Origin of the sequence: Hydrogenophaga sp. NFH-34 (assembly GCF_021401345.1) — a bacterium.
Classification (GTDB): Bacteria; Pseudomonadota; Gammaproteobacteria; order Burkholderiales; family Burkholderiaceae_C; genus Hydrogenophaga; species Hydrogenophaga electricum.
Genome location: NZ_JACBGE010000008.1, coordinates 83,949 through 95,565, shown reverse-complemented (window position 1 = coordinate 95,565; position 11,617 = coordinate 83,949). Strand labels below are relative to the sequence as shown.

The 11,617-nt window shown below is 69.3% G+C and carries 10 protein-coding genes; 4 read left to right on the top strand and 6 right to left on the bottom strand.

Features of this window, described 5'->3' with window-relative positions; genetic code table 11:
- Positions 1–52: 52 nt before the first annotated feature.
- Entirely contained in the window at positions 53–352 is a 300-nt protein-coding gene (gatC, locus tag L0977_RS09500) for an Asp-tRNA(Asn)/Glu-tRNA(Gln) amidotransferase subunit GatC (RefSeq protein WP_234264623.1), read from the bottom strand.
- Positions 353–621: 269 nt separating this feature from the next.
- Here gatC and L0977_RS09495 point away from each other — a divergent pair, with 269 nt between their 5' ends.
- Genes L0977_RS09495 through mrdA form a run of 4 tightly spaced genes read left to right on the top strand, consistent with a single transcriptional unit; the run spans position 622 to position 5,175 of the window.
- Positions 622–1,665, top strand: a complete 1,044-nt coding sequence (locus L0977_RS09495; protein WP_234264622.1) for a rod shape-determining protein — start codon at positions 622–624, stop codon at positions 1,663–1,665.
- A 48-nt stretch (positions 1,666–1,713) separates the two neighbouring features.
- On the top strand, positions 1,714–2,670 hold the full coding sequence (gene mreC / locus L0977_RS09490; RefSeq protein WP_234264621.1) for a rod shape-determining protein MreC: 957 nt from the start codon (positions 1,714–1,716) through the stop codon (positions 2,668–2,670).
- Positions 2,667–3,197 carry a rod shape-determining protein MreD gene (mreD, locus tag L0977_RS09485; protein ID WP_234264620.1) on the top strand — a complete coding sequence of 177 codons (531 nt, stop codon included), beginning with the start codon at positions 2,667–2,669 and terminating at the stop codon, positions 3,195–3,197. Before mreC ends, mreD begins: the two co-directional genes overlap by 4 nt.
- A gap of 1 nt (position 3,198) precedes the next feature.
- Complete coding sequence (mrdA, locus tag L0977_RS09480; RefSeq protein WP_234264619.1) at positions 3,199–5,175, top strand: penicillin-binding protein 2; 1,977 nt, start codon at positions 3,199–3,201, stop codon at positions 5,173–5,175.
- Positions 5,176–5,199: 24 nt separating this feature from the next.
- Here the strand turns inward: mrdA and L0977_RS09475 are convergent, their stop codons facing one another.
- The 5 genes from L0977_RS09475 to L0977_RS09455 form a co-directional block, all read right to left on the bottom strand.
- The gene (locus tag L0977_RS09475) at positions 5,200–5,958 is read right to left on the bottom strand and encodes a sulfite exporter TauE/SafE family protein (protein ID WP_234264618.1); all 759 of its coding nucleotides are present in this window, start codon (positions 5,956–5,958) and stop codon (positions 5,200–5,202) included.
- A 63-nt stretch (positions 5,959–6,021) separates the two neighbouring features.
- Entirely contained in the window at positions 6,022–7,359 is a 1,338-nt protein-coding gene (locus tag L0977_RS09470) for a sensor histidine kinase (protein ID WP_234264617.1), read from the bottom strand.
- A 145-nt stretch (positions 7,360–7,504) separates the two neighbouring features.
- Positions 7,505–8,992, bottom strand: coding sequence for a nickel-dependent hydrogenase large subunit (locus L0977_RS09465; protein ID WP_234264616.1), 1,488 nt, complete (start codon positions 8,990–8,992; stop codon positions 7,505–7,507).
- Complete coding sequence (locus L0977_RS09460; RefSeq protein WP_234264615.1) at positions 8,989–10,002, bottom strand: HupU protein; 1,014 nt, start codon at positions 10,000–10,002, stop codon at positions 8,989–8,991. The genes L0977_RS09465 and L0977_RS09460 overlap by 4 nt, the downstream gene beginning before the upstream one ends.
- A gap of 121 nt (positions 10,003–10,123) precedes the next feature.
- On the bottom strand, positions 10,124–11,578 hold the full coding sequence (locus L0977_RS09455) for a sigma-54-dependent transcriptional regulator (RefSeq protein ID WP_326491059.1): 1,455 nt from the start codon (positions 11,576–11,578) through the stop codon (positions 10,124–10,126).
- Between the last annotated feature and the right edge of the window lie 39 nt (positions 11,579–11,617).

The window sequence follows — 11,617 nt, the reverse complement described above, 5'->3', positions numbered from 1 at the left end:
GCGCTGCCCCCCGAGGGGGTGCGAACTGGCTTGAGGCGGCTCTGCGCTGCGTTCATTCGATCACCTTGGGCACGAGGAACAGGCCGCGTTCGACGGCGGGGGCACTTTGCTGGTTGGCCTCGCGGTTGTTCGGTTCGCTGGCCACGTCGGGCCGCAGACGCAGGGCCACGTGGTCGATCACGGCGGTGGGGTGGGCCAGCGGCTCGACGCCGGTGGTGTCCACCGCGTTCATCTGTTCGACCAGGTCGAAGAAGCCGTTGAGTTGGGGCAGCAGGCGCTCGGCCAGCTCGGGCGGCATTTCCAGCCGCGCGAGATGGGCGATGCGGCCGATGTCGGAAAGATTCAGGGACATGGCGGGCTCGTCAGGGGGGGAACCGGCATACGAAAAAAGAATCACATTTTCGCCAGCACCCAGCCGGGCCAAGTAGCGAAAAGATACCGGTCAAAGCCCCCGTAAATGGAAGTTATGCACAGGGGATACGGTATTATCCAAGGTTTGATGGCAAGGCCCGTTGCGCTCCGGTTTCTGCCGTCGAATCAATCACTTAACACCTCCTCCTGCCCCCATTCCCGGCGATGGCCGCCCGAAGCGGCGACCATGCCCCTCAGGACCCCTGCACCATGTTTGAAGCTTTCCGTCGGCAGTTCTCGACCGACCTGGCCATTGACCTCGGCACCGCCAACACCCTGATCTACGTCCGCAACAAGGGCATCGTGCTGGACGAGCCGTCGGTGGTTTCGATTCGCCACGAAGGTGGCCCCCAGGGCAAGAAGACCATCCAGGCCGTGGGCAAGGAAGCCAAGGCCATGCTGGGCAAGGTGCCCGGCAACATCGAAGCCATCCGACCCATGAAGGACGGCGTGATCGCCGACTTCACCGTCACCGAGCAGATGCTCAAGCAGTTCATCAAGATGGTGCACCCGCGCTCGATGTTCAAGCCGAGCCCGCGCATCATCATCTGCGTGCCCTGCGGCTCGACCCAGGTCGAGCGCCGCGCCATCCGTGAGTCGGCGCTGGGCGCCGGCGCCTCCGAGGTGTACCTGATCGAGGAACCCATGGCCGCAGCCATCGGCGCCGGCCTGCCGGTGTCCGACGCCTCGGGCTCGATGGTGGTCGACATCGGCGGCGGCACCACCGAAGTGGGCGTCATCAGCCTGGGCGGCATGGTCTACAAGGGCAGCGTGCGCGTGGGTGGTGACCGCTTCGACGAGGCCATCATCGCCTACATCCGCCGCAACTACGGCATGCTGATCGGCGAGCCCACGGCCGAAGCGATCAAGAAGGAAATCGGCTCCGCCTTCCCCGGTTCGGAAGTGCGCGAGATGGAAGTCAAGGGCCGCAACCTCTCCGAAGGCGTGCCGCGCAGCTTCACCATTTCCAGCAACGAAATCCTCGAAGCCCTGACAGACCCGCTCAACAGCATCGTCTCGGCCGTCAAGAGCGCGCTGGAACAGACCCCGCCCGAGCTGGGCGCCGACATCGCCGAACGCGGCATGATGCTCACGGGCGGCGGCGCGCTGTTGCGCGATCTGGACCGCCTGCTGGCCGAAGAGACCGGTCTGCCGGTGTTGGTGGCCGAAGAGCCGCTGACCTGCGTGGTGCGCGGCTGCGGCATGGCCCTGGAGCGCATGGAGCGCCTGGGCACGATCTTCACGAGCGAGTAAGCGCGCGCCCGGTCGCCGGCGCACGCAAACCCTTTCCGCCTGCACGCCATGCCGCTGGGTACGCTGGACCGCACGCCGCCCCCGTTTTTCAAACAGGGGCCGTCGGCCCTGTCCAAACTCATTGTGTTCAGCGCCTTCGCGCTGTTCCTGATGGTGGCCGACCTGCGATTCCAGGTCGCCGCTCCGGTGCGCGCCGCGCTGGCCACGGCCCTCTATCCGCTGCAGTGGACGGTGTTGCAGCCGGTGCAGATGGCCGGTTCCGTGGGCCAGTATTTCACCTCGCTGCACGAGGCTCAGCGGGCCGAAGCCGAAGCCGTTCAGCGCCTGACCGAACAGGCCCAGCGCGCACAGCAGGTGGAGCAGCTCGACCAGGAAAACCAGCGCCTGCGGGCCCTGCTCGACATGCGCGCGCGCATCGCCGCACCGGCGCGCGGCGCCCAGGTGCTGTACGACGCGGCCGACCCCTACGCGCGCAAGGTGGTGATCGACCGCGGCCAGACCCACGGCGTTGAACCCGGCTCGCCGGTGCTGGACGAACACGGTGTCCTGGGCCAGGTCACACGGGTCTACCCGCTGGTTTCCGAAGTCACGCTGCTGACCGACCGCGACCAGGCCATCCCGGTGCTCAACACCCGCACGGGCATCCGCAGCGTGGCCTACGGCCAGGCCGGTGCCGACGGGGACGGCCTGGAACTGCGCTACACGCTGGCCAATGCCGACATCGAAGAAGGCGATCTGCTGACCACCAGCGGCATCGACGGGGTCTACCCGCCGGGCCTGCCGGTGGCCAAGGTCAACCGGCTGGAACGCCGGGCCGAATCGTCGTTCACCCGGGTCAGCTGCCAGCCGCTGGCCCGCACCCAGGGCGTGCTGCACGTGCTGGTGCTCGACCCCGTGGGCAAGGCGCTGCCCGCATCCCCCCTGGTGGAGCCCACCCCGGCGCGGGCCCGGCGCGCGCCCGGCAACATGCCCGGCTCGCCGGGCGCAGGAGTCCGCGCCCCATGATCATGCGCCCGGGCCAGCAGCTGCTGCTGCCCGCCAACCCCCTCTTCATCGCCTTCAGCCTGCTGGTCGCGCTGGGTCTGAACATGCTCATCAACATGGGCCTGTGGGGCCGCGCCGCCTGGGTGCCCGACCTGCTGGCCGTGGCGCTGGTGTTCTGGAGCGTGCACCAGCCCCTGCGCGTGGGCGTCGGCACCGCGTTCTTTTTCGGCCTGGTCATGGACGTGCACCAGGGCGCGTTGCTGGGCCAGCACGCCCTGGCTTACGCGGCGTTGGGCTTCCTGGCCATCGCCATGCACCGGCGCCTGCTGTGGTTCCCGGTGCCGAACCAGGCCATCCAGGTACTGCCGCTGTTCGCGGCGGCGCACCTGCTGTCCATGCTGGTGCGGGCCGTGGCCGGCGACGGTTTTCCCGGCTGGACCTACCTGCTGTCGCCGGTGATCGAGTCCGCGCTGTGGCCGGTGGCGTCGGTGCTGCTGCTGGCCCCGCAGCGCCGGGCCCCCGACCCGGACGACAACCGCCCGCTGTGACATGACCGAGATCCGGAACGTCGAAGCCGACCTGGCCCGGTTCCGCACCCGGGTCCTGGTGGGCGGACTCGCCGTGCTGCTGGGCTTCGGGCTGCTGGCGGCGCGCATGGTGCACCTGCAGGTGACGCGCCACGAAGACCTGCAGGCACAGGCGGAAAGCAACCGCACGGCGGTGCTGCCGGTGGTGCCCAACCGGGGCCAGATCCTCGACCGCTACGGGCGCGTCTTGGCCTCCAACTATTCGGCCTACACGCTGGAGATCACGCCCTCGAAAGTCCAGGACATGGACGCCACCATCGAAGCGCTGGGCGAGCTGATCGAGATCCAGCCGCGCGACAAGCGGCGCTTTCGCAAGCTGCTGGAAGAGTCGCGCCGCTTCGATTCGCTGCCCCTGCGCACGCGCCTGACCGACGAAGAGGTGGCCCGCTTCACCGTGCAGCGCTACCGCTTCCCCGGCGTCGACGTGCGTGCCCGCCTGTTCCGGCAGTACCCGCACGGCGACGCGGCCAGCCACGTCATCGGCTACATCGGGCGCATCAACCAGCGCGAGAAGGAGCAGATGGACGACTGGCCGGAGGAGGAACAGGCCAATTACCGCGGCACCGACTACATCGGCAAGCTCGGCGCCGAGCAGAGCTACGAACGCGAGCTGCACGGCATCACCGGCTTCGAACGGGTCGAAACCTCGGCCGGCGGCCGCGCCGTGCGCTCGCTGGCGAGCACCCCCGCCACGCCCGGCAACACCGTCGTGCTGTCGATCGACATCAAGCTGCAAAAGCTCGTGGAAGACATGTTCGGCGAGCGGCGCGGTGCGCTGGTAGCCATCGATCCGCGCAACGGCGAGATCCTGGCCTTCGTCTCCAAGCCCACCTTCGACCCCAACCTGTTTGTCGAAGGCATCGACGTCGAAAACTGGCGGGCGCTCAACGAGTCGGTGGACAAGCCGCTGCTGAACCGGGCCCTGCGCGGCACCTACCCGCCCGGCTCCACCTACAAGCCCTTCATGGCGCTGGCGGCGCTGGAGACCGGCACCCGCAAAGCCGAAACCGCCATCAACGACCCCGGCTACTGGATGTTCGGCAACCACCGTTTCCGCAGCCACGGCGACGGCGGGTTGGGCTCGGTCAACATGTACCGCAGCATCGTCAAGTCGAGCAACGTCTACTACTACTCGCTGGCCAACGAAATGGGCGTGGACACCATGCACGATTTCATGGCGCCGCTGGGCTTCGGGCAGATCACCGGCATCGACCTGCGCGGCGAGGTGCGCGGCGTGCTGCCCAGCCAGGCCTGGAAGCGGCGCACCTACAAGCGCCCCGAACAGCAGAAGTGGTACGCGGGCGAAACCATCTCGCTGGGCATCGGCCAGGGCTACAACAACTTCACCATGCTGCAGATCGCGCACGCCATGGCCACGCTGGCCGCGGGTGGTGTGCGCCACACGCCGCACCTGGCGATCGCCACCGAAGACGTGGTCACGCGCCAGCGCACCCTGCTGCACCAGGAGGCCCCGGTGGCGCTGGGTTTCAAGCCCGAGAACATCGCCACCGTGCTGAACGCCATGCACGGCGTGACGGTGGAAGGCACGGGCGCGGGCGTGTTTGCCGGGGCCGGCTACCTCAGCGGCGGCAAGACCGGTACCGCCCAGGCGGTGACCATCGGCCAGAAGGACCGCTACGACGTGCGCAAGCTCGAAGAACACCAGCGCGACCACTCGCTCTACCTGGCCTTCGCGCCGCTGGAGCAGCCCCAGGTGGCGCTGGCCGTGATCGTGGAGAACGCGGGCTTCGGCGCCGCGCACGCGGCCCCCATTGCGCGCCGCGTGTTCGACTACTTGCTGATGGACCAGTATCCGAATCCGCAGGACCTGGCCGCCGTGCAGAAGGGCCAGGCCGGCCGGCCGATCGGCACGCCGCTCAAGGCCAGTGAAGTGCCGTGGCCGCCGGAACAGGAAGCCGCGTCCGCAGCGCAACCCTAGACGCAGGGGCGGGCCTGTTCGGGCCTATTTCAGCCAGGCGTCGTAGCTGGTCTTGAGGATCAGGGCGCTGACCACAACGATGAACGCGATGCGCACGAAACCGCTGCCGTGCTTGAGCGCCAGGCGCGTGCCCAGCAGGCTGCCGATGACGTTGGCAGCGGCCAGCGGCAACACGTAATGCCACCAGATGTGGCCCTTGAGCGAAAACAGGATCAACGCCGCCAGGTTGGACGCGGTGTTGAGCAGCTTCGCGCTGGCGCTGGCATGCAGGAAGTCGTAGCCCAGCCAGCGCACGAACAGAAAGACGAAAAAGCTGCCGGTGCCGGGGCCGAAGAACCCGTCGTAAAACCCGATCACCAGCCCCAGCGTGCAGGCCGCCAGCATCTCGCCACGCGCGGCGAAGCGGGGCGTGTGGTGGCGCCCCAGGTCTTTGCGCATGAGGGTGTAGCCCAGCACCACCACCAGGATCAGCGGCAGCGCGCGGCGCAGGAAATCGGGCGAGATCACCGTCACCGTCCAGGCGCCGGCCATGGCCCCCGCGAAACACACGGCCACCGCCGGCAGCAGCGCGTGCCAGGGCATCTGCACGCGCTGCGCGTACTGCACGGCCGCGGCGCCGGTGCCCCAAATGGACGCGCTCTTGTTGACGCCGAACAGCGTGGCCGGGTGCGTGGCGGGAAACACCGCGAACAGCGCGGGGGTGAGAATCAGACCGCCACCCCCGACGATGGCATCCACAAAACCGGCGAACAGCGACGCCAGCGATACAAGCAACAACTCCATGCCCCGATTGTCGCCGCTGCAGCCCGGCCTGCCGGCACGGCGACAACGCACACAGGCGGTCAATCAGGCCATTCGGGGCAGGTCAAGCACGAATTCGGCACCGCCGCCGTCGGCGTTGCGCGCGCTCAGGCGGCCGCCGTGCTGTTCGACGATGCCGTAGCTGATCGACAGGCCCAGCCCGGTGCCCTTGCCCACCGGTTTGGTGGCGAAGAAGGGATCGAAGATGCGCAGCAGGTGTTCAGGCGGAATGCCCGGGCCGTTGTCGCGCACCGTGACCACCACGCGGTCGCCGTGGACCGCCATGGCCACGCGCACCGCGGGTTGGGACACCTGGCCCAGGGCGTCAAAAGCGTTCTGCAGCAGGTTCATCATCACCTGCTGCAACTGCCCGGCACTGCCCATGACGGTCACCGTCGGGCCGGGCTGCCAGTGCACGGCCATCGCCGCCCCGCGCCCCTTGCGCACCCAGTGGATGGCGCGCTCGATGACCTCGGCCAGCACCACGGGCGCGTGGGCTTCGGTGTCCATGGCGGAAAACCGCTTGAGCCCCTGCACGATGTCGGCCGTGCGCTGGGCGCCTTCGAGCGTGCCTTCGATCAGCGAGGGCAAATCGGCCAGCAGGTGCTCGATGCGCAGCTTCTGCCGCATCTGCTGCAGCACCGCTTCGGGCTCGTGCGCGTGCAGCGCGGCCATGTAGGTCTGCAGCCGGTCGCTGTATTTGCGCAGCGCGTGCACGTTGCCCAGCACGAAGCTGATGGGGTTGTTGAGCTCGTGCGCCACCCCGGCCACCAGTTGCCCCAGCGAGGCCATCTTTTCCGAGTGCAGCAGTTGCTGCTGCGTGCGCTTGAGCGCCTCGTGCGCCGCCCGCATCTCGTGGTAGGCGCGCTTGAGTTCGGCCATCGGCCGCCCGACCCACACGGTGCCGACGCGGCGCCCGCTGGGGCCCACCCGCGTCGTGCAACTGGCGTCCACCGGCACGGCCTGCCCGTCCCGGCCGAGCAGGTTGAGCTCGATGCCCTGGCCGTCGCGCGGCGCATCGCTGCGGTCCATGGCGTCGCGCGCGGCCTGCACGCTGGCCTCGTCGGCGAGCAGATCGGCCAGGCTGCTGCCGCGCAGGCGCTCCTCGCGGCGGCCCACCAGTTCGCACAGCGCGGCGTTGGCCTGCTCGATCAGCCCGCGCTCGTCGCAAACCACCAGCACGTCCGACATCGAGGTCAGCACGCTCACGATGAACTGTTGCGACTGCTCCAGCTCGGTGTTTTTCTTCTCCAGCTCGACTTCGTCGTCGATCAGGCGCGTGTACACCTCGTCCATCTTCTGGATCACGTCCATCCAGGTGGACTCGTCCACGCCGTCCATGGGCACGGTCGGCAAGGGGCTGGGCGCGCGGTCTTTCGACATCTCAGCGACCTCGGTCCGGAGAAGTGCCCCCGCCAGGGGTGCCGCGCAACCGGCTCCGCCGGGGCGCAGGCACCGTCCCCCTGCCCAGCGCCAAAGGCGCGCCAGAGCGGGGGGAAGCCGCAAAGCGGCGCAGGGGGGTATTCATCTAGTGCACCGTGCAGACCATGCACGGATCGAAGGACCGCACGATGTGCTGGACGGCCACCGGGGTTTTTTCACCCGGCCTGACCGGGGCGTCCACCAGCGCCTGTTCCAGCGCGCCCGGTGTGCCCCCGGCATCGCGGGGTGAAAAGTTCCAGCTCGTGGGTGCGACGATCTGGTAGTTGGCCAGGCGCCCCTGGCGCACCACCAGCCAGTGTCCCAGCGCGCCCCGCGCGGCTTCGGACAGGCCGACACCGTGCCCTTCGTCGGGCAGCTCGGCCGGGACACAGAAGGCCTCGCCGGGACGCAGCGCGCGCAGCCAGTCTTCCATCATCGGCACCAGCCGGGCGAGTTCGAGCACCCGCGCCAGCACGCGCGTGAACACGGTGCCACCGTGGCGCGCCACCGCATCGCGCACCAGGGGGTGGCCGCTGGCCAGTTGGCGGGCGATGGCCCCGGTTTCGACCACTTCGCCGGCCAGGCGCGGGGCCTTGTTCCAGGTGTAGGCACCGGGCTTGTCGGGCTCGGGCCGGGTCAGGCCCGAGAGCGGGTGCAGCGGCGTGCGGGCATCGGCCAGCCAGGCGTGCGTGGCGTCTTCGGTGATGCCCCGCGGGTTGAGCACCTCCAGCGCCTGCGACGCCGCGCGCCAGAGCCCGCGCGCGAGCGCGAAGCCGCCGTCGGGCTGGGCGTAGGCGCCGTAGCTCAGGTAGCGCCCGGGACCGGGGCCGAGCGCCTGCAACCCCAGGTCGGGCACCAGACTCAGGAAGAAACGCAGGTCACCCGCCATCGGTGCCTGCGCATGCCAGTCCCACAGCGCGGCTTCGCTGTCGAGCGCGGTGAAGGCCTCCAGCGGCGTGGCCAGCAGCTCGCGCTCCAGAAAGGCGCGGAACTCGCGCACCCGCGCCAGCAGGCGCACGCGCTCGGCCGCGTCGATGGGCCGGGTCGATCCGCCCGGCTCCACCGACTGGGTGTGGGGCCACTTGCCACCCAGCGTGCCCAGCAGCGTGAGCCAGCGCTGACGCGCGGCGGTGGCGGCACGCACCTGTACACCACGATCGGGCGCGAAGCGGTTGACCGCCTCGGCGTGCCAGGGCCGGTCGGCATAGACCGGGCGGGCGAAGTCGGGCATGAAGAACAGGTAGAAGTGCGTGAGGTGGTCGGCCAGGTTTTCGGTCGCCAGGATCAGGTTGGTCGCGTGCTGGCCGTTGGGCGGCATGACCAGCCCGCCCAGGTCGGCCAGCGCGCGCGCGGCGGCGACCGACTGCGAGACCGAGCAGATGCCGCAGATGCGCGGCACGTAGACCAGCGCGTCGTGCGGTGCCTTGCCTTGCAGGATCTGCTCGAACCCGCGGTACATGGTGGCGTTGACCTGGGCCGAGCGCACGCGGTCACCCGCGATCTCCAGCGCGACTTCAAGGTCGCCTTCAACGCGGTTGAACGGGCCGACCAGAAGACGGCCCGCCTCGCGCCCGGCGTCGCTCGGTGTCGTCATTTCAACCTCGTTTTGCGGATGGCCGGCTTGACCACCAGGTGGTCGGCGGTGGCGTTTTCCTTCACGCGCCGGGGCGTCGCGCTCTTGGACAGCGAGGCCAGCGCGACAAACCAGGCCTTGGGCATGTCGGTGGGCAGGCCAATGGGGATGCCGGCGAGCTTGGGCGTTTCATGGAACGGGTGACCGGGTTCCTGGAAGCCCGGCTCGGTGCAGGCGATGCAGGCGTAGCCACCGCGCGTGCAGGAGCCTTCGCCGTTCCACAGCCGCGTGTTGCAGTCGGCATGCACCTGGGTGCCCTTGCAGCCCATGTGCTCCATCATGCAGCCGAGATCGGACGGCTTTTCGGCGCTGGCCTTGAACTCGTAGTACTCGTTGCGCGTGCAGCCGTGGTGCACGAGCTGGTCGGCGTAGAAACGCGGCCGGCCCAGCGGATCGAGATCGGCGGGCGCCAGCTCCCCCGCGGCCAGCGTCATCAGCGTGTCGACCACCCAGCCGGGGTGCGTGGGACAGCCGGCCACGTTGATCACCGGCAGCCCCCCGGCGGCGCGGAAATCGGCGCCCAGCAGTCCCCCGGGCCGGTCGTCGTCGTACTGCAGGCCGCAGGCATCGGTGGGGTTGTCGCCGCCGGCGGTGATGCCGCCCCAGGCGGCGCAACTGCCGATGGCGACCACATGGCGCGCACGGGCAGCGAGTTCACGCACCCAGTCGATCATGGGCAAACCGGTCCCGGCCAGCATGTGGAAGCGCCCGGTGCCGTTCGGGCCGCGCAGCAACGAGCCTTCGACGCACAGGGCGTCCAGCCGCGTCTGCCCGTCGAGCACCGACTGCAGCAGGGCCAGCACCTCGTCGCCGCTGCCCAGCGACAGCGAGGGGTGCCAGAGCAGGTGGATGCCGGCGTCGCGCAGATGGCCCTGGAAGTCGGGGGTGTCGGCACACAGCAGCGACATGCTGCAGCCGCCACAGCCCCCACTCTGCAGCCACAGGACATTGAGCGGCAGTGCCCGGCTCATACCCGCGCTCCGGCAGATGGCGGCCGGCGCCGGCCGCTCACCGGTCCGTCGGTGCGGGACGGCAAGGTGGCGCCTTTCAGCAGCCGGGCCGAGGCCCGCGCGGAGACCGTGTGGGCGATGCTCATTTTTCCAGCCCGAAACGTTGCATCTTGGCCCGCAAGCCGACGCGGGACAAACCCAGTTCCGCGGCGGTACGGGTCTTGTTCCAGCGGTGGCGCAACAGGGTCTCGCGCAGCACCATGGCCTCGATCACGTCCAGCCGCTCGGTCAGGGTGCCGTTGGCAGGCAACGCCGACACCAGGTCGCCGCCACCGACCGCCCGCCCCTGCAGGACCCGCGCAGAGAACGCGCCGGGCGGCAGTTCGGTGCCGTCGTGCAAGGCCATGGCGCGGGCGATTTCGTTGCGCAGTTCGCGGATGTTGCCGGGCCAGGGATAGGCCAGCAGGCAGGCCAGGGTCTCGTCGGGCAGGACCGCCCCGGGATGGCCGAGTTCGCGCGCCACGTCCTGCACGATCTGGTGCGCAATGGGCGCGATGTCGGCCACCCGCGCGCGCAGCGGCGGCACGGTCAGCGTGACCCCGGCCAGCCGGTAGTACAGGTCCTCGCGGAACAGGCCGTCGTGCACGCGCTGTTCGAGCTGGCGGTGGGTCGCTGCGATGATGCGCACGTCCACCGGCACCGGCCGCGCCGCGCCCACCGGGCGCACTTCGCCTTCCTGCAGCACGCGCAGCAGCTTGACCTGGAACGCCGGCGAGGTTTCACCGATTTCGTCGAGGAACACAGTGCCGCCGTCGGCGCGCTGGAACAGCCCGGCGTGGTCTTCGTAGGCGCCGGTGAAAGCGCCGCGCTTGTGGCCGAAGAGTTCGGATTCGAGCAGCGTGTCGGGAATGGCGGCGCAGTTTTCCACCTCGAACGGCCCTTCCAGCCGCGGCGACGCGTAGTGGATGGCCCGCGCCAGCAGTTCCTTGCCCGTGCCCGACTCGCCCAGCACCAGCACGGGCAGGTCGTAACGCGCCGCGCGCTCGGCCATGGCGCAGACCAGTTCGAGCGGGCTGCCGGCCGCGCGCACGATGCGTTCGAACCCGAAGTGGTGGCGCGCCTGCACCACCTGGCGTGCGGTGCGCTGGCGCAGTACGCGCGTGCTGGTGCGCAGCTCCAGATCAAGCCGGCTGGTCTGGCGCTGCAGGGTCTGCGCCTCCACGGCGTTGCGCACCGCCTCCAGCAGGTGGTCGGGAGACCAGGGCTTGAGGATGTACTGGTAGATGCCAGCCTCGTTGATGCCGGCAATGATGTCTTCGCTGTCGGTGTAGCCCGAGATGACGATGCGCACCACCTCCGGCCAGCGCTCGCGCACTTCTTTGAGGAAGGCCACGCCGGTGATGCCCGGCATGCGCTGGTCGCACAGGATCACGCTGACGGGCTGGCGCTCCAGCAGGCCACGCGCCTCGTCGGCGCTGCTGGCCGTGAAGACGGTGAAGTCTTCGTCGAGCGTGCGCCGCATGGCGTCTTGCGAGCGCACCTCGTCGTCCACCACCAGCACGGTGGGCAAGGCGTCGTGGATCAGGGGAGAGGTCACGGAATTCGGGGGCGTTTGGGGAAGACGGGAGCAGGCCCA

What these genes read in the sequence shown, in the direction of transcription:
- gatC (WP_234264623.1), bottom strand. Translation starts at nt 352, where the DNA reads ATGTCCCTGAATCTTTCCGACATCGGCCGCATCGCCCATCTCGCGCGG.
- L0977_RS09495 (WP_234264622.1), top strand. Translation starts at nt 622, where the DNA reads ATGTTTGAAGCTTTCCGTCGGCAGTTCTCGACCGACCTGGCCATTGAC.
- mreC (WP_234264621.1), top strand. Translation starts at nt 1,714, where the DNA reads ATGCCGCTGGGTACGCTGGACCGCACGCCGCCCCCGTTTTTCAAACAG.
- mreD (WP_234264620.1), top strand. Translation starts at nt 2,667, where the DNA reads ATGATCATGCGCCCGGGCCAGCAGCTGCTGCTGCCCGCCAACCCCCTC.
- mrdA (WP_234264619.1), top strand. Translation starts at nt 3,199, where the DNA reads ATGACCGAGATCCGGAACGTCGAAGCCGACCTGGCCCGGTTCCGCACC.
- L0977_RS09475 (WP_234264618.1), bottom strand. Translation starts at nt 5,958, where the DNA reads ATGGAGTTGTTGCTTGTATCGCTGGCGTCGCTGTTCGCCGGTTTTGTG.
- L0977_RS09470 (WP_234264617.1), bottom strand. Translation starts at nt 7,359, where the DNA reads ATGTCGAAAGACCGCGCGCCCAGCCCCTTGCCGACCGTGCCCATGGAC.
- L0977_RS09465 (WP_234264616.1), bottom strand. Translation starts at nt 8,992, where the DNA reads ATGACGACACCGAGCGACGCCGGGCGCGAGGCGGGCCGTCTTCTGGTC.
- L0977_RS09460 (WP_234264615.1), bottom strand. Translation starts at nt 10,002, where the DNA reads ATGAGCCGGGCACTGCCGCTCAATGTCCTGTGGCTGCAGAGTGGGGGC.